This is a genomic window from Aequorivita sublithincola DSM 14238 (genome assembly GCF_000265385.1).
Classification (GTDB): Bacteria; Bacteroidota; Bacteroidia; order Flavobacteriales; family Flavobacteriaceae; genus Aequorivita; species Aequorivita sublithincola.
The window spans coordinates 2,323,786-2,340,243 of record NC_018013.1 but is presented as its reverse complement, the minus strand read 5'-3'; the positions used below and the strand labels follow the sequence as shown (position 1 = coordinate 2,340,243).

18 protein-coding genes and 1 tRNA gene are annotated in these 16,458 nt (G+C 35.8%); 15 read left to right on the top strand and 4 right to left on the bottom strand.

All coding sequences use genetic code 11. The annotated features are described in order from the left end of the window. The 6 genes from AEQSU_RS10720 (at position 1) to AEQSU_RS10695 (ending at position 6,000) form a co-directional block, all read left to right on the top strand. Positions 1–771 (top strand): DUF4129 domain-containing protein, encoded by a 771-nt coding sequence (locus AEQSU_RS10720; protein WP_042491916.1) that lies wholly within the window; start codon positions 1–3, stop codon positions 769–771. Beyond that, positions 764–1,981 (top strand): DUF4350 domain-containing protein, encoded by a 1,218-nt coding sequence (locus AEQSU_RS10715; RefSeq protein WP_014782880.1) that lies wholly within the window; start codon positions 764–766, stop codon positions 1,979–1,981. Before AEQSU_RS10720 ends, AEQSU_RS10715 begins: the two co-directional genes overlap by 8 nt. Continuing rightward, positions 1,968–2,966: an AAA family ATPase gene (locus AEQSU_RS10710; RefSeq protein ID WP_014782879.1), complete on the top strand. Its 999-nt coding sequence runs from the start codon at positions 1,968–1,970 to the stop codon at positions 2,964–2,966. Before AEQSU_RS10715 ends, AEQSU_RS10710 begins: the two co-directional genes overlap by 14 nt. A 108-nt stretch (positions 2,967–3,074) precedes the next feature. Next, positions 3,075–4,406, top strand: coding sequence for a DUF58 domain-containing protein (locus tag AEQSU_RS10705; protein ID WP_014782878.1), 1,332 nt, complete (start codon positions 3,075–3,077; stop codon positions 4,404–4,406). Between the two features lie 103 nt (positions 4,407–4,509). Continuing rightward, positions 4,510–4,941: a DUF2141 domain-containing protein gene (locus AEQSU_RS10700; protein WP_014782877.1), complete on the top strand. Its 432-nt coding sequence runs from the start codon at positions 4,510–4,512 to the stop codon at positions 4,939–4,941. A 120-nt stretch (positions 4,942–5,061) separates the two neighbouring features. Then, on the top strand, positions 5,062–6,000 hold the full coding sequence (locus AEQSU_RS10695) for a LysR family transcriptional regulator (RefSeq protein WP_014782876.1): 939 nt from the start codon (positions 5,062–5,064) through the stop codon (positions 5,998–6,000). 106 nt (positions 6,001–6,106) lie between these two features. On the opposite strand, the gene AEQSU_RS10690 is transcribed toward AEQSU_RS10695, so the two are convergent. Both AEQSU_RS10690 and AEQSU_RS10685 read right to left on the bottom strand, forming a co-directional pair. Continuing rightward, positions 6,107–6,304 (bottom strand): hypothetical protein, encoded by a 198-nt coding sequence (locus AEQSU_RS10690; RefSeq protein ID WP_014782875.1) that lies wholly within the window; start codon positions 6,302–6,304, stop codon positions 6,107–6,109. Between the two features lie 191 nt (positions 6,305–6,495). Beyond that, on the bottom strand, positions 6,496–6,948 hold the full coding sequence (locus AEQSU_RS10685; RefSeq protein WP_014782874.1) for a DUF4442 domain-containing protein: 453 nt from the start codon (positions 6,946–6,948) through the stop codon (positions 6,496–6,498). Between the two features lie 134 nt (positions 6,949–7,082). Here AEQSU_RS10685 and AEQSU_RS10680 point away from each other — a divergent pair, with 134 nt between their 5' ends. The 6 genes from AEQSU_RS10680 (at position 7,083) to AEQSU_RS10655 (ending at position 11,218) form a co-directional block, all read left to right on the top strand. After that, positions 7,083–7,580, top strand: a complete 498-nt coding sequence (locus AEQSU_RS10680; RefSeq protein ID WP_014782873.1) for a DUF4870 domain-containing protein — start codon at positions 7,083–7,085, stop codon at positions 7,578–7,580. Beyond that, the gene (locus tag AEQSU_RS10675) at positions 7,564–7,752 is read left to right on the top strand and encodes a hypothetical protein (RefSeq protein WP_014782872.1); all 189 of its coding nucleotides are present in this window, start codon (positions 7,564–7,566) and stop codon (positions 7,750–7,752) included. The genes AEQSU_RS10680 and AEQSU_RS10675 overlap by 17 nt, the downstream gene beginning before the upstream one ends. Next, positions 7,749–8,087, top strand: a complete 339-nt coding sequence (locus AEQSU_RS10670; RefSeq protein WP_014782871.1) for a PadR family transcriptional regulator — start codon at positions 7,749–7,751, stop codon at positions 8,085–8,087. Before AEQSU_RS10675 ends, AEQSU_RS10670 begins: the two co-directional genes overlap by 4 nt. Continuing rightward, positions 8,084–9,808, top strand: coding sequence for a PspC domain-containing protein (locus tag AEQSU_RS10665; RefSeq protein ID WP_014782870.1), 1,725 nt, complete (start codon positions 8,084–8,086; stop codon positions 9,806–9,808). Before AEQSU_RS10670 ends, AEQSU_RS10665 begins: the two co-directional genes overlap by 4 nt. A gap of 114 nt (positions 9,809–9,922) precedes the next feature. Further along, positions 9,923–10,639, top strand: a complete 717-nt coding sequence (locus AEQSU_RS10660) for a head GIN domain-containing protein (protein WP_014782869.1) — start codon at positions 9,923–9,925, stop codon at positions 10,637–10,639. 147 nt (positions 10,640–10,786) lie between these two features. Then, the gene (locus AEQSU_RS10655) at positions 10,787–11,218 is read left to right on the top strand and encodes a hypothetical protein (protein WP_014782868.1); all 432 of its coding nucleotides are present in this window, start codon (positions 10,787–10,789) and stop codon (positions 11,216–11,218) included. A gap of 76 nt (positions 11,219–11,294) precedes the next feature. On the opposite strand, the gene trxB is transcribed toward AEQSU_RS10655, so the two are convergent. Both trxB and mqo read right to left on the bottom strand, forming a co-directional pair. Continuing rightward, positions 11,295–12,257, bottom strand: a complete 963-nt coding sequence (trxB, locus tag AEQSU_RS10650) for a thioredoxin-disulfide reductase (protein WP_014782867.1) — start codon at positions 12,255–12,257, stop codon at positions 11,295–11,297. Positions 12,258–12,366: 109 nt separating this feature from the next. Further along, a complete protein-coding gene (mqo, locus tag AEQSU_RS10645; RefSeq protein WP_014782866.1) occupies positions 12,367–13,872 on the bottom strand; it encodes a malate dehydrogenase (quinone) in 1,506 nt (501 codons plus the stop codon). Between the two features lie 185 nt (positions 13,873–14,057). Between mqo and AEQSU_RS10640 the strand changes: the two genes are divergently transcribed. From AEQSU_RS10640 to AEQSU_RS10630, 3 genes are all read left to right on the top strand, one after another. Next, a tRNA-Pro gene (locus AEQSU_RS10640) sits at positions 14,058–14,131 on the top strand. Between the two features lie 403 nt (positions 14,132–14,534). Next, positions 14,535–15,164, top strand: a complete 630-nt coding sequence (locus AEQSU_RS10635) for a hypothetical protein (protein ID WP_014782865.1) — start codon at positions 14,535–14,537, stop codon at positions 15,162–15,164. A gap of 11 nt (positions 15,165–15,175) precedes the next feature. Continuing rightward, complete coding sequence (locus AEQSU_RS10630; protein ID WP_014782864.1) at positions 15,176–16,453, top strand: ATP-binding protein; 1,278 nt, start codon at positions 15,176–15,178, stop codon at positions 16,451–16,453. Positions 16,454–16,458 lie beyond the last annotated feature (5 nt).

Below are 16,458 nucleotides of genomic sequence, written 5' to 3'. Positions count from 1 at the left end.
ATGCGCAAATCGGTTTTACTTTTTTTCTTTTTGATAACGGTTTGCTCTACCTATTCTATGGCATTTGCCCAAGATACAATCGCGGCTAAACCCGAAAAAGAAATTAAGTATGACCAAACTGAAAATTTGAATCCGACAATTTTCAACAAAGAAAAAATAGAGGAATTTAAAAAGGAAAAAGCCTTCGACTATTCCGAAAAACTCGCCGAAGAAAACTGGTGGTCACAGTTTAAAAACTGGGCTTGGAATCTTTGGCTGAAGTTTTGGCACTGGTTAGTTGGCGATTATGAAGCCGGCGATTTCATTTCATTTTTGATCCACTTGATTCCCTATCTTATTCTTTTTGCAATTATAGCTTTTGTTATTTGGTTGTTTTACAAACTAAATCCCGGTGCTTCATTTTTTAAATCGAAAGAAAAACCAAGCGTGTTTTTTTCTGAAGAAGAAGAAATTATTAAAAGTAAAAACATAAAAGGCCTGATTGAAAAAGCCTTAGCAAATAAGGACTACAGGCTCGCTGTTCGTTATTATTACTTATTAATTCTGAAAAATCTAACCGATGCAGAATTAATAAACTACGAATTCGACAAAACCAACAGCGAATATTTTGCTGAAATAACTTCGGAAAAAATCAATTTAGGCTTCCAAAAAGTAACCACGCTCTACGATTATATTTGGTACGGCAACTTCACTGTTACTGAAGCCGACTATTTAAAAGCGCAGCACGCCTTTACTGCTTTAGAAACCCAAATACCAAAATCTGTTGACTAAGCTCCAAAAAATATTCATCTTCAGTTTCCTGCTCGTGCTGGCGGGTTTGGTGTATATGGAAGCCAACAAACCGCAGCCCATAAACTGGTTTCCAAGCTACAGCAAACTCGATAAAATTCCGTTAGGAACGTATATTTTGCACGATTTAATGAAGGAATCCTTCAATGAAAATTTTGAAGAAAAAGACGAACCACCGTTTGAAGCTTTGCAAAATAGCGCTTTTAACGGAACCTATTTTTTCGTAAATGACGAAATTAATTTTGATAAAACCGAATTAGACTCTTTGCTCAATTGGGTTGAAAAGGGCAATACCCTATTCGTTTCAGCCAATTATGTAGGGAAAAAACTTCTTGATACTTTAAAGTTGGAAATGAGTACTGAAGTAAACGTAGAAACAATTGGTACCGAACCACTACTTAAATTGGTTAATGGAAAGTATGCTACACAGCCACCATTTCACATTAAAAAAGATTTACCAGTTCGCTATTTTTCGAAAATTAATACAACTTCGCAAACCGTTCTAGGCGTTTCGGGCGGATTTATAGATTCATTGAAAATTAAGGAACCGCGCATCAATTTCATAAAAGCACCCATAGGAAAAGGGCAGATTTTACTGCATTTACAGCCTGAAGTTTTTTCAAACTTCTCTTTACTTTCAGAAAATAATGCGACTCACACAGCACAAGTTCTTTCCTATATAAATAATGACGAAACTGTTTACTGGGATAATTATTACAAATCTGGTAAACATATAGACATTTCGCCTCTTCGCGTTTTACTGAACAATAAATATTTTAAGTGGGCTTATTATTTTGTCTTGATTGGCGCGCTACTTTTCATCATTTTTGAAGGTCGAAGAAAACAACGAAGCATTCCAATAGTAAAACCGCTTACCAACAAAACCTATGAATACACTCGGACTATTGCCGGAATGTATCTGGACAAAAAAGAAAACCATTTAATTGCGAAAAAACAGATTGCGTTATTTTTGGAATTTATTAGAACGCGTTTACGCGTTCCTACTGAAAATATGAATGAGCGTTTCTACAAAACCGTAGCTGAACGCAGCGGAAATACACAAGAAGACACGCTAAACCTGTTTACATTTATTGAAAAAATAAACAATCAAAACAATACTTCCGAAGAAGAATTGCTGAAATTATATCAAGAAATAAAAGAATTTAAAAAGAACACCGATGGAAACGCCTGAAGAATACAACAACGACTTACATTTTAACAATCGCATTCCGCTAGATGAGCTGAAAACAGCGGTAAACAGTATAAAAACGCAACTTTCCAAAATAATAATTGGGCAAGAAGATTTTATTGAATTGCTCATCGTAGGGCTACTAGCAAACGGTCACGTGCTAATTGAAGGCGTTCCCGGAATAGCCAAAACCATAACCGCCAAGTTATTCGCGAAGACATTGAAAACAGATTTCAGCCGCATCCAGTTTACACCAGATTTAATGCCGAGTGACGTTTTGGGAACTTCAATTTTGAATATGAAAACCTCAGAATTCGAGTTTAAAAAAGGTCCTATTTTTTCCAATGTAATTTTGATAGACGAAATAAACCGTGCTCCCGCCAAAACCCAAGCTGCACTTTTTGAGGTGATGGAAGAACGACAAATAACCATGGACGGCAAATGTCACATTATGGAATATCCTTTTATCGTTCTCGCCACGCAAAACCCAGTGGAACAGGAAGGAACTTACGCGTTGCCAGAAGCGCAATTGGACCGTTTTCTTTTCAAAATAAAAGTTGGCTACCCAAATTTGGAACAGGAAATAACCATTCTAAAAACCCATCACGATCGCAAGCAACAAGACCCAGAAAACACAATTGAAGGTGTGCTTACGCCAGAAGCTTTAAAAACTTTTCGCGCTCAAGTACAGGAAGTTCTTATTGAAGATAAAATTTTTACCTACATCGCACAGTTAGTGGACAAAACCCGAAACCATCCACATTTATTTTTGGGTGGTTCTCCACGAGCATCGCTTGCAATTATGAATGCTTCAAAAGCATACGCCGCTATAAACGGAAGAGATTTTGTAACGCCAGACGATGTAAAAAAGACATTAGAGCCAGTTTTAAGACACCGCATAATCCTTTCGCCAGAGCGCGAAATGGAAGGAATGACACCTGAAACGGTTATTGATTTGATTAGTCAATCCATTGAAATTCCAAGATAAAAATTTCTAGTTTCTAGTTTCAAAATCGTAAAAAAATATCATTGAAAATCAATATTATCAAAACCATAAAGTCTCGGTTCTTTATTCTTTGTTCTTTCAATAAAACAAATGCTTAAACTCCTAAAATACCTCTACTTAACGCCACGATTTTTTTACGTGATGGCTGCGCTGTCCGTATTATTTCTGTTTTCGTATTGGTGGGAATGGCTCTTTGGAATTGTTTGGATTATGGTTTTGGTTTTTGCTGTTTTCATAATATTGGAAATTATAATGGTTTTTAGTAAAAACGGTTTGGAAGGCGAACGCATTTTGCCAGAAAAATTTTCAAATAGTGATAATAACCCAGTTTCTTTACTTCTTATAAATAAATATCCCTTCAATATTGAGGTGGGAATTATTGATGAATTACCTATTCAGTTTCAGAAGCGAGATTTTTTCAGAAGTATTTCAATTGCTGGAAAAAATAAAAATACGTTTCAATATGAAGTGAGGCCCGTAGAACGTGGCGAATATATTTTCGGAAACTTAAATTGTTACGTTTCCTCTGTCATTGGGCTTGTTAGAAAGAGATACACTTTCAACAAGGAACAATTAGTAAAAGTATATCCGTCATTTATTCAAATGAAAAAGTACGATTTCTTGGCAATTGATAATAGACTTTCTCATTACGGCTTGAAAAAAATTAGACGCATTGGCCATACCATGGAGTTTGAACAAATAAAGGAATATGTTGTTGGCGACGACTTACGAACGGTGAACTGGAAAGCCACTGGAAAACACGCACGTTTGATGGTAAACCAATATCAGGATGAAAAAATGCAACCGGTTTATTCCATAATTGATTCAAGCCGCGTAATGAAAATGCCTTTCAACGGATTGAAATTACTGGATTATGCGTTGAACAGTGCGCTTGCTTTTTCAAACATAGCTTTAAAGAAAAATGATAAAGTAGGATTAGTAGATTTTTCTAATAAAGCTGGGAACTTTCTTCCCGCTCAAGCCAAGAAAACCTATTTAAACAATATTCTGGAATCACTTTATAATATTGACACCAAATTTTTGGATGCTGATTATGGCGTACTTCAAGCCTTGGTGAAACGAAAAATTACCCATCGAAGCCTGTTGATGCTTTATACAAATTTTGAACATATTTCTGCTCTTCATCGGCAATTACCCTATTTGCAGGCAATCGCAAAGAAACATGTTTTGGTAGTTATCTTTTTTGAAAATACGGAGCTAAAAACATTAAGTAATTCCGAAGCTAAAAATCTTTCAGAAATTGTAGATCAAACTATCGCCCAACAATTTGAGCTCGATAAAAAACTAATGGTGCGCGAACTTCAACAACGTGGAATTCAAACAATCCTAACTGCACCAGAAGATCTTACGGTAAATACTATCAATAAGTACTTGGAAATTAAGGCGAGAGGGATTTTGTAACATTTCAGCGTAAAAATTCAACAGTTCGGGAATTGTTTTTTATTTCTGAAGACAAATTTTAGGACATTTACTTCATAATTAAAAATCACTAAAACAAAATAGTATGAAAACAATCATCGCAGTAATCGGTCTCGTATTTTTCACACACTTTATGAACGCCCAAGACGACGCAATTTCGGTTGCCGAAGGAACTACAATAACCGTAACAGTACCAGTAAGCAGTAGCGAAGGGAACATATTAATAGGTCTTTATACCGAAGACACCTTTTTAAAAACCGCCCCTTTTATGAGAGCAAGTGCTGAAATAGTTGACGGTAAAGCAACTGCAACTTTTAAAAATGTTGCCGCTGGAACTTATGGAATTTCACTTTTTCAAGATAAAAACAGTAACAAACAAATGGATTTTGACGCAAACGGAATGCCTTTGGAACCTTATGGAGTTTCAAATAATATAATGAGTTATGGCCCACCACAATGGAGCGATGCAAAATTTGAAGTTGGAAATGAGCCAGTTGAAATGGAAATACGAATGTAAGAATTTTGAAATTATATAGTAAAAGCCCGACGTAAAACGTCGGGCTTTTTTGTTTTAAACCGAATAATTAAAATAAGTTTTTCTGATATAAAAAGTATATTTGTATAAATATAATTTACTATGACAATCACTCAGTTAAAATACGTTTTGGCAGTAGCCGAAAACCAAAATTTCACAAAAGCTGCAGAAAAGACCTTTGTAACGCAGCCTACGCTTAGTATGCAAATACAAAAATTGGAAGACGAACTGGAAATATTAATCTTCGACCGAAGCAAAAAACCGATAGAACTAACTGCCGTAGGAAAAAAAATAGTAGAGCAGGCCAGAAATATTGTCAACGAATCTGAAAGAATGCAAGATGTAGTAGATCAGGAAAAAGGTTTTATCGGCGGCACTTTTAAACTGGGAATAATACCTACAGTTATGCCCACTTTGTTGCCAATGTTTCTAAAAACGTTCTCAAATCGTTACCCAAAAGTGCAATTGAAGATTGAAGAATTAAACACAGACGAAATTATCGCTAAAATAAACGACGGTTATCTAGATGCAGCAATTGCCGCCACTCCATTGCAAAACAAAAAGATAAAGGAAAGGCCGCTGTATTATGAACCGTTTGTGGGCTATATTCCTGAAAGTCATCGTCTTTTTTCATCTGAAAAACTGGAAGTGAAAGATTTGGATATTGATGATATTCTTTTGTTAGAAGACGGCCATTGTTTCCGCGACGGGATTATTAATCTATGTAAAGTTTCCAAAACCAGTAGCAGTGAAAAATTTCAACTTGAAAGCGGCAGCTTTGAAACCCTTATAAAACTTGCAGACGAAGGGCTTGGAATGACGCTTCTACCCTATTTACATACCTTGGATATTTCTTCAACCCAAACTAAAAACCTAAAATATTTTAAGGAACCTTCTCCAGCTCGTGAAGTAAGCCTTATTTACAGTAAGAGTGAATTGAAAATGCAGATCATAAATTCGTTACACGATATAATATCTGGGGTTATTCGGGGCGCGATTGCATTTCAGGATGTGAAAATTATTAGTCCTACTAAAAAGTAGCCACTGGTTGATGGTTGAAATAAATATTTTAAACATTTTAACTCATAAACGCTTAACTATTTATCTAATAACTAAAAAATCCCTCTGATTTCTCAGAGGGATTTTTTTATGGGTTTAGGTAGATTAGACATTGATTTAATTGGGGGTTCTGCTTGAGAAGCGAATCTATCCAGACTTTTAGTTCCTCTACTTCATAAGGAAGTAATCTGGTTAACGCTTTTTTCAACTCTTTGCAGAACAAATTGACATCAAAACTTACTTTTGCAAGTACAGCTTTGGTATAATCAAACATTGCTCTTGCCATAGCTATTTTTAGATTTAATTAGATTAAAGTGAAGTAGCTTTTTACTATAGGCGTAGATTTTTAGTTTTAATTTGATTTAAATATAACCATTATTTACCAATTAAATTCTCTTTCAATGAAAATTAGTCGTGTTAAAGATTTGTTAATCAAATATAAAACATAGCAATGAATTGAATTATCGGACTTTAAAATTATTTAACTTTTACGGTCCATTCAAATTCAAAAGTAGAAACCAAGTTTCCCGAAGCGTCTTTTCCTTGAGATTTCATCCAGCAGGTTTGACCTTCTCCAGAAGCTATTGTATTATCAATTGCACTTTTTATTAATTGGCCATCATTGCAGGTAAAGGTTATTCTTCCCTTAGCTTTTTTAGAAAATGTAGCTTTATTGTTTGCTACAAGCATAGATATATTTTTGTTACTCTCTTTAATAGCAACCATTACCATTGCTCCAGTACTCAATTCCGCAGCCATTCCTTGTACGGCCCAAAACATAGATTTAAAAGGATTTTGATTTATCCATCGATGCTTAACGGTGGTTGTGCATTCGGTTTCCGAAATAGATTTTACTCGCACTCCTGTAAAGTATGCGGAGGGCAATTTGAACAATAGAAAAGTGTTGATTTTACTTGGGCTGAGTTTCATTTTCTGTATAATATTTGACGAAGATATTCAATATATTCTTGACTTCCTATTTGTTAAAATTATGTTAATTATAGTACTATGCGTAACACACTACTATCTTTTAGATATATATTTGCATAAGAAATTATCAAGCTATGGAAACTACAATAACCGAAAACCAAAAAAACACAAGTGCTTTCATTCACCTGTCAACCTTTTTAAAATACTTTTTTCCGTTTGCAAATTTTATTGCGCCATTATTGATTTGGACTTTCAACAAAGAAAAATCTTTTGTGGACGAGCACGGAAAGCAGGCAATCAATTTTCAGTTGAGTGTTTTGATTTATACCTTATTAATAGGTTTAATATGCCTTCCCTTCGTTCTAATTTTTGCCACAGATTTTATTTCGTTGCTAGATAGCTTGGACCACAATTCTTGGGATTTTTCAACAAACAACATTCAAAATCTATCTGGCTATATTCTCTTGTTTGGTTTGGCAATGGTCGTTTTGTTAGGACTTTTCGTCTTTGAACTTTACGCAGTAATCAACGCTTCCATTCACGCCTCTAGAGGTCTATTGTATAAATATCCACTTAGCATACCATTTATAAAAACTAATCTAAACCCTATTCAAAATGAGCACATTAGTTAGTTACCTATTGGCTGCCGTTTTGCAGTTTATAGGAACAAGCGTGTCGCAGGAACAGGAAACTGTTAGCGTATTGACTCATCAACAATGCGAAGAAACCACAAGCGCGCTTCCTTATTCATTCATCATCAATAACGAACAGGAGTTCAAAAAACAAGTAAACAAAAATTTATGAAAATCGAAAACACAAAAGCGCAGATGCGAAAAGGGGTTTTGGAGTTCTGCATCCTTTCCGTACTAAAAGACGGCGAGGCTTACACTTCAGACATTCTTGAAACCCTAAAGGACGCAAAAATGCTGGTCGTGGAAGGCACAATCTACCCGTTGCTCACAAGGCTTAAAAATGCGGGATTGCTTTCCTACCGCTGGGAAGAATCTACCGGCGGACCACCACGCAAGTATTATGACCTTACCGAAACCGGTAAATTATTTTTAACCGAATTAAACGGAACCTGGAGCGAATTGCAACAGGCCGTAAACAAAGTAACCAGCGAAAAAAACACACAATGAACAAGACAGTAAACATAAATTTGGCAGGCACCTCTTTTCACATAGACGAAGATGCCTTTGGGAAACTTTCGCGCTACCTAGACGCTATCCGCAAATCATTGAAAGGCGCTGACGGAAGTGAAGAAATAATGCAAGACATTGAGTCGCGCATTGGTGAGCTTTTTTCTGAAAAAATGGAGAATCCTACACAGGTTGTAAGTCTGAAAATGCTTGATGAAGTAATCTCAGTAATGGGACAGCCGGAAGATTATGAAGTTGACGACGAGATTTTTGAAGACGTTCCACTTTCTTCAAAAACCTATACAAAATCTCGTGGAAATGCCTCACACAAACAGCTTTTTAGAGATGTGGACAACAAATATATCTCCGGAGTTTCATCAGGAATTGGCCATTATCTTGGTATTGATGCAATCTGGATTCGTTTATTATGGGTGCTTCTAATTGTTGCAGGATTCGGTTCTCCAGTAGTTATATATATATTATTGTGGATTTTGGTTCCACCAGCTTTAACAACTTCGGACAAATTAAAAATGACTGGCGAGCCAATCAACATTTCAAACATTGAAAGAAAATTTAAAGAAGGTTTTGACAATGTTGCAGATCGTGTAAAAAACGCAGATTATGACAAATATGGCAACCAAATAAAAACCGGAGCTTCGGGTTTTTTCGACACTTTGGGAAACGTAATCGTAACACTATTTAAAGTGTTTGCAAAATTAATCGGTGTATTGATTATCATCGTTTCCTTGTCCACAATAATTGGTCTCGTAGTTGGCTTTTTCACCTTTGGCTCCATGGATTTCTGGGGAAATAATGAAATGATGGAGAGTTTCGCAATGGTAGATGTAACCAATGTTCCTATGTGGTTATTAGCATTATTGTGCCTTTTTGCCATCGGAATTCCTTTTTTCGCTTTGTTTACGCTAGGATTAAAACTACTGATAAGCAATTTGAAATCAATGAGTCCTACCATTAAAATAGTGCTGATTGTAGTTTGGGCATTATCCATAATTGCCTTGGCTATTTTAGGAATAAAACAAGGCACAGAACAGGCTTACGACGGAAATTTCATTGAAGAGCAAGCACTTCCTATAAACACTGGAGACACCTTGCACATATCAATGCGAGCTGACAAACAATATAGTTATGAAGTGAGTAGAAACAACGGTCTAGAGCTTAAATATAACGGTGATGATAAAAAGATTATCTATTCAAATGATATTTTGTTGAACATAAAATCTACAAAAGATTCCGTTGGAAAAATTATCATTGAAAAATCTGCTGAAGGCAACAACCATCTTGATGCCAAAAAACGCGCAGAAGCCATTGAATACAGATATACTTTTGAAAATAATAGTCTGACGCTTGATGGGTTTTTTATCACAGCTATTTCAAACAAATATCGCGATCAAGAAATTGAAATCACAATTTACCTTCCAGAAGGAACGGTGGTTTATCCTGAAGAAAACACTTCATCTTATGCCCTATTCAATCCTGAATTCAAAGAATTGAGCAACTGGGACAACGAAGCGCATTATTTCAGAATACTGAAAAATAAAGCGGAATGTCTTGATTGTAGTGAGAAAGAAGAAATAATTGAAAAAACAGATTCTATAATTTTCAGTGACGTAACTGATTCTATAATAACCTCGCAACCAGTTCAGAAAACTGACAAAACTAAAAGTTGGGAAGAAGAAGTGAAAGCTGATTTTAATGAATAATAAACTGGGGATTCGTTAATTCGGGATTCGTTAATTACATCTTATAATAAGCAGGCTTTTAAACTTATAAACCATTAAACATTTAAACTCAAAAACACTTAAACCATTTTAAATATGAAAACATTAATCTTTTTTACAGCAATTGGAACCGTACTTTTAGCAAGCTCTTGTATTAGCATCAATGGAGGAGAAAACGGCAACGGAAATGTTGTAACCGAAGAACGCAACCTTACTGATGATTTTACAGAAGTTCGCGGTAGCGCAGGCTTGGACGTTTATTTAACCCAAGGAAGCGAAAACAAAATAGTTGTGGAAGCTGATGAAAATCTACTTCAATATATTGAAACAGACATTGAAAACGGAAAACTTCACGTTACCACTTCAGAAAATATTGGGCGTTCCAAAGCCAAAAAAGTGTATGTAACTTATAAAAATCTCACTAATATTGAAGCCAGCAGCGGTGCAGATGTTACTGGAAACTCTGTTATAAAAAGTCAGAATCTATCTTTGAAAAGCAGCAGTGGCGCAGATTTGAAAGTAGAAGTTTTTACACAACAACTATCCGCAAAATCCAGTAGCGGCTCAGATTTAGAGATTTCTGGAAAAGCTTCTTCACTAGATGCAGATGCTTCCAGCGGAAGCGAAATTAATGCAAAGAAACTTTTGGTAATAAATTGCATTGCAGAAGCCTCAAGCGGAGCCGAAGTTACTGTGAATGTTCAGGAAAAACTTGAAACTAAAATTGGCAGTGGTGGTGAAATAAATTATTATGGAAATCCAGTTTCAGTAAACAGCAACAAAAGCCATTCGGGTAGTGTGAACAAAATGTAAAGCTATCGACAAACTTTTATTTTAATCCCCCGAATTGCTAAAAAGACCTAACAGTTTCATAAAATTATGTTAGGTCTTTTATCATTTATAATAATTTTAAGAAGGTTTCTACGTTATTCTTTCACCTTTGAAAAAAAACCTCTTATTATGAAAAAATTATTGATATTATTTACAGCAATCGTATTTGCATCTTGTAGTTCCAACGACGACTCAGGCGATGCGAACACTAATGAATTTGAAAACATAAAAACGACGCTGCCAGAAGGCGAATGGAAAATTACTAGATTAATTGATGGTGAATCAGACCATACTACCGCTTTTGAAAGTTTTATTTTTACATTTAATCAAGATGGAACTGTCTTTGCCCAGACTGACCTTTTTACCGAAGCAGGAACATGGAAGTATGATAACAGTTCCAATAGTGCAGAGGAGTTGGATTTATTATTTAGCGAAACACCTCCCTTTGATGAAATTAATGATGATTGGGATATTGTTTCAGTAACCAATTCAAAAGTTGAACTTAAGGATGTTAGCGGCGGCAATGGTGATATTGAATTGTTGACGTTTACGAAGTTGTAAATTCTAAAAATGAACAACTTTAAACAAAAAATGCCACAATCATAGTGGCATTTTTTGTTTTTTAAATTGAATTTTTTTACACAGTCACCTCGGTTTCAATAGTTGCGAGATAGCGTTCGGCATCCAAAGCTGCCATACAGCCAGTTCCTGCAGCGGTCACGGCTTGACGGTATTCTTTGTCCTGCACATCGCCACTAGCAAATACCCCAGGTTTAGTGGTTTTGGTTGATTTTCCTTGGGTAATTAGGTAACCTGTGTCGTCCATTTCCAACTGACCTTTAAAAATATCAGTATTCGGTTTGTGGCCGATAGCTATAAAAAGACCTGTGATTTCTATTTCCTTCTTTTCTCCAGTTTCATTGTTTACCATTCGTAAACCTTCAACTACGGTATCTCCTAAAACCTCATCAACCTCAGTGTTATAAAGTACTTCAAGATTTTTTGTGTTATTAACTCTGTGCTGCATTGCTTTTGAAGCGCGCATAGCATCTTTACGCACCAACATTGTTACTTTGTTACAGATGTTGGATAAGTATGTGGCTTCTTCCGCAGCAGTATCTCCTGCTCCAACGATAGCTACATCTTGATTTTTGTAGAAAAAACCATCACAAACTGCGCAGGCAGAAACTCCGCCGCCACGCAATTTTTGCTCGCTTGGCAATCCTAAATATTTTGCAGTTGCTCCTGTGGAAATGATTACAGTTTCGGCTTCAAGTTGGGTACCATTATCGACAGTTATTTTATGAATTCCGCCAACTTTATCACTAAACTCAACGTTTGTTACCATTCCAATCCGCACTACAGTTCCAAATCTTTCGGCTTGTTCTTGCAATTGCACCATCATCGTTGGACCGTCAATTCCTTGCGGATAGCCAGGGAAATTGTCAACTTCTGTGGTAGTTGTTAATTGTCCACCAGGTTCCATTCCTGTGTACATGATTGGTTTTAAATCGGCACGTGCTGCGTAAATTGCTGCTGTATATCCCGCTGGTCCAGAACCAATTATTAGGCATTTTATTCTTTCAATAGTATCGCTCATGGTTGTATTGCTTCAAAAATTTTTCGAACGGTAAAAATAACAACTTTAGAAGGAATGAGCATCTAAAAGTTATCAAGAATTATTATAGCTGCATTTGGCACGCTGTTTTCTACTTCGGAAGGTTTATTTGAAGTGTTTTAGAACATTCTTTTCTGATGTGTTTAAAATCTTCCACATTGTCCTCAATTTCCTTGTTCCAAAAAGGAATCATTTCGGTTAATTTTTCTTTCCATTCCTTCGAATTTGCTTTCTCTGGATAGGCAAAGTGTAGGAGTTTTACCATAATATCAACAGCCACCGAAGCTCCTGGAGAAGCTCCCAAAAGCGCTGTAATTTTACCGTCTTTGCTGTGAACGACCTCGGTTCCAAATTCTAGGGTTCCCCCCTCATCGTTGTCGCGTTTTATAATCTGAACACGTTGACCAGCAACTTTTAAATCCCAATCGTGGCTTTTGGCTCCTTTTACAAATTTCTGAAGTTCCTTCATTCTATCATCGTGTCCCATTCTTACTTGGTCGATTAAATATTTTGTAAGCGGAATATTATGCCAAAAAACACCCCACATTGAAGGGATGTTGTCCCATTTAATACTTTTAAAAAGGTCGAAAAACGAACCTTCCTTTAAAAATTTAGTGCTAAAACCTGCAAAAGGACCAAAAAGAAGTTCTTGTTTTCCATCAATATATCGTGTATCCAAGTGCGGCATGGACATTGGTGGAGCGCCAACTTCTGCTTTGCCATATACTTTGGCGTGATGCAGTTTAATCACATCTGGATTGTTGCAAATAAGCCATTCTCCACTAACGGGAAAACCACCATAGCCATCTTTTTCGTCAATTTCTACTTTTTGAAGCAAAGGCAATGCGCCACCACCAGCACCAATAAAAACGTGTTCGGCATCGCAATGAATTTTTTCTTTAGTTTCAAGGTTTTTGATTTTTACAAACCAATCTTCGTCATCAGTAGGGTCTACATCTTCAACTTCATGGTTTGTGAAAACTGGTGTGTCAAATTTTTCTTCTAATATCTTATAAAAGGTTCTGGTGAGAACTCCGTAATTTACTTCAGTTCCTAATTCCATTCTGGTGGCAGCCACTTTTTCAGATGGATTTCGTCGATTCATCATTAATGGAATCCACTCTTTCAATTCATTGAAGTCATCTGAAAATTTCATTCCTTCGAACATTGGATGCTTCGTCATTTCTGCAACCCGATTTTTCAGAAACGTAACATTGTCTTCTCCCGTAACCCAACTGTGATGAGGAACTGCGTGAATAAAATCTTTAGGATTTTCGATTAAATTACTATTCAACAGAAAAGACCAAAACTGTTTCGACTTTTCAAATTGAGTACAGACTTTTATAGCTTTAGAAACATCAACGGAGCCGTCTTCATTTTCAGGCGTGTAATTCATTTCACAAAAAGCGGAATGTCCCGTTCCAGCATTATTCCAAGCTGCGGAGCTTTCTAAAGCAACCCGATCTAATCTTTCAAGGATAAGTATTTTTTGATTTTTATCAATAAGTTTCAGCATTAAAGCAAGCGTGGCACTCATTATTCCGCCGCCAACACAGAGTAGGTCATAATGTTCTTGAATGTTTTTTTGGGTTGTCATTTTGGAAGTTTTTTTCAAAATTAAACAATCGGACAAAGGATTGCACTTAAAGAAATATTAATACTTTTTACGTTGAAAAGCTCACAGTCTATTTCATCATTTAATAGAAAAGCAACTTGCAAGATTTTTTAATTTGATTATTTTTGGCTTTCCACTTTTTGGAATTTGCAGCTATAGCTGTATTTCGGGATGTAGCGCAGCCTGGTAGCGTACACGTCTGGGGGGCGTGGGGTCGCAAGTTCAAATCTTGTCATCCCGACTAGTTTTAAAGAAGACATCAATTATGGTGTCTTCATTTTTTTGGGGTGGTATTGTCTGTTGGCAAAGCCATAAGGACAATGTCGTACGGCGAATCCTGAGCAGTTTAAATCTCGTCATCCCGACTTTTTTTAAAGACACTTTCGAGTGTCTTTTTTTTAGTTAAAAAACTAAAAAGCTAGCTACAGTATGTTGTTTCGTTTTGTCTATCTGATAAAATTCAAAATTTTAAATTTATCTCCAATCACTTGAATGAAATGAATGACTATTTATTGAGGAATAAAAATATAATTTTAGGGAATTCCCTCTTCATTTTAGGGCATTTACGTCTAAAATTTTTGAGTTAATTATCCTATATTACTAGCTGTTATAACTTTAAGAAATATTAATCTTCATTTCAACAGATGTTTAAAACTTATAGATCTCTAATAATTTTAGAACCCTATATTGCTTTTTATAATACCATAAAACTTAATAAAAAGAATTATAATAGTATAATTAGTGAGTTTTGCTTACCTAGTGGCTATGGAAATGGATTAAATATTAGTCAACCTACCCATGAAATGGCTCACACTTGGGATCATCTTCAAAGGTTACGAGGGAATTTGAGAGTAAGATTAGATCATTATTCAGAAAGAAACTTACAAAAAATAATCAAACAAAGTGAACTTTCTGATTCCCTTACCGAAACGAACCAAAGGCACCGTTTTCAAGTTGAAAATACTAAAGAGAGAATATCTTTTGAAGAAATGTTTCACAGATACAGACTTCGAATTCCACGAAGACAACTTTCTTTCCACGCTTCAGGTCCAAATGGCTATTCCTTAACCGACGTTAGAGAGTTTTATGCAGAAGGCTATGCAGTATTTAATGGAGGAACAAGATGGTTGATTCAACAAGCAAGACTGTATTTTTACGCAAGAGAACTTTATAATTATTTATTGCAAGAAGTTCATGGTGAAAATTTGCCAACGCCCGATATCACACAAGTTATAATTGAAACACGTCAATTACCACCACTAAGAAGTACTTAAAAAAATCTATCATGACCTTCCAAAACCTAAAAAACCATATCCTCCACCAATTCTCAAATGGTAAACAAGGAAAAGAATTTGACTTTTCAAACACTTTTTCCGAGGTACTAAACCGTAAAACTACACACGAAGAAGCTATAGTTTTATTAACTGTTTTAGCACCGCACATTCAACCTGGATTTTTGGAAGAAATAATCCAAAACTTAAACCCCGAAGGTGGAGAATTTCCTTTATGGGGCGGCTTAATACGCGACAACTATGGGGGAATGTTACCTACTGGCGAAACAATTCAATATATTTTAGCTCGGGAAAATGTAAACAAAAGAGCACTGATTCAAAATTATTTTAATGAAGACCATTGGTTTTTTTCTACCCAAACGCTGCTTTTAGAAACGGTTCGAGAAGAACTTCCCAAAATGAGCGGACAACTCATTATGCCTACAGAAACAGTCAGCCTTTTATTATTTGGCGAGGTAAATCTACCAGTTTTTAGCGCTCAATTTCCGGCAGAATTGGTTTCCACTAAAATGGAATGGGAAGATTTAGTGCTTGCAAAAAACACATTCGAGCAAATACACCAAATTAAGCTTTGGTTGAAACACGAAAAAAAATTACGTGAAGATTTCGGGTTGGATAAACGTATATCTCCTGGCTATCGCGCATTGTTTTATGGCACTTCAGGGACGGGAAAAACCCTTACCGCTTCTCTATTGGGTAAAGAATACAATATGCCTGTTTATAGAATAGATCTTTCACAAATCGTTTCAAAATATATTGGCGAAACGGAAAAAAACCTTGAAAATATATTTATCAGGGCCGAAAATAAAAATTGGATTCTATTTTTTGATGAAGCCGATGCGCTCTTCGGAAAAAGGACCGCAACAAAAGATTCGCACGACCGCTACGCAAATCAAGGAATTAGTTATTTATTGCAGCGTATTGAAAACTATAACGGTGTGATTATTTTAGCCAGTAATTTTAAGGAGAATATTGACGCAGCTTTTATACGAAGGTTAAACCAAATTATAGAATTTCCAAAACCAGAATTTGAAGATCGTAAAGCCCTTTGGCAAAATATTTTACCGAAACAATTGAAAGCCAAAAAAGAAATTCTTGAAAAAATTGCAAGGGACTATGAACTTACAGGAGCCCAAATTGTAAGCGCAGTCAGTTTTGTTTGCTTGCATTGTTTGGAAAATAAAACCAAAAAGGTTGAATTTGATGACTTTTTAGAAGCCGTAAAACGTGAATTTAAAAAGGAAGAACGAATGTTCAATCAATTGCCCTAAAAGGA

What these genes read in the sequence shown, in the direction of transcription:
- AEQSU_RS10720 (WP_042491916.1), top strand. Translation starts at nt 1, where the DNA reads ATGCGCAAATCGGTTTTACTTTTTTTCTTTTTGATAACGGTTTGCTCT.
- AEQSU_RS10710 (WP_014782879.1), top strand. Translation starts at nt 1,968, where the DNA reads ATGGAAACGCCTGAAGAATACAACAACGACTTACATTTTAACAATCGC.
- AEQSU_RS10705 (WP_014782878.1), top strand. Translation starts at nt 3,075, where the DNA reads ATGCTTAAACTCCTAAAATACCTCTACTTAACGCCACGATTTTTTTAC.
- AEQSU_RS10700 (WP_014782877.1), top strand. Translation starts at nt 4,510, where the DNA reads ATGAAAACAATCATCGCAGTAATCGGTCTCGTATTTTTCACACACTTT.
- AEQSU_RS10695 (WP_014782876.1), top strand. Translation starts at nt 5,062, where the DNA reads ATGACAATCACTCAGTTAAAATACGTTTTGGCAGTAGCCGAAAACCAA.
- AEQSU_RS10690 (WP_014782875.1), bottom strand. Translation starts at nt 6,304, where the DNA reads ATGGCAAGAGCAATGTTTGATTATACCAAAGCTGTACTTGCAAAAGTA.
- AEQSU_RS10685 (WP_014782874.1), bottom strand. Translation starts at nt 6,948, where the DNA reads ATGAAACTCAGCCCAAGTAAAATCAACACTTTTCTATTGTTCAAATTG.
- AEQSU_RS10680 (WP_014782873.1), top strand. Translation starts at nt 7,083, where the DNA reads ATGGAAACTACAATAACCGAAAACCAAAAAAACACAAGTGCTTTCATT.
- AEQSU_RS10675 (WP_014782872.1), top strand. Translation starts at nt 7,564, where the DNA reads ATGAGCACATTAGTTAGTTACCTATTGGCTGCCGTTTTGCAGTTTATA.
- AEQSU_RS10670 (WP_014782871.1), top strand. Translation starts at nt 7,749, where the DNA reads ATGAAAATCGAAAACACAAAAGCGCAGATGCGAAAAGGGGTTTTGGAG.
- AEQSU_RS10665 (WP_014782870.1), top strand. Translation starts at nt 8,084, where the DNA reads ATGAACAAGACAGTAAACATAAATTTGGCAGGCACCTCTTTTCACATA.
- AEQSU_RS10660 (WP_014782869.1), top strand. Translation starts at nt 9,923, where the DNA reads ATGAAAACATTAATCTTTTTTACAGCAATTGGAACCGTACTTTTAGCA.
- AEQSU_RS10655 (WP_014782868.1), top strand. Translation starts at nt 10,787, where the DNA reads ATGAAAAAATTATTGATATTATTTACAGCAATCGTATTTGCATCTTGT.
- trxB (WP_014782867.1), bottom strand. Translation starts at nt 12,257, where the DNA reads ATGAGCGATACTATTGAAAGAATAAAATGCCTAATAATTGGTTCTGGA.
- mqo (WP_014782866.1), bottom strand. Translation starts at nt 13,872, where the DNA reads ATGACAACCCAAAAAAACATTCAAGAACATTATGACCTACTCTGTGTT.
- AEQSU_RS10635 (WP_014782865.1), top strand. Translation starts at nt 14,535, where the DNA reads ATGTTTAAAACTTATAGATCTCTAATAATTTTAGAACCCTATATTGCT.
- AEQSU_RS10630 (WP_014782864.1), top strand. Translation starts at nt 15,176, where the DNA reads ATGACCTTCCAAAACCTAAAAAACCATATCCTCCACCAATTCTCAAAT.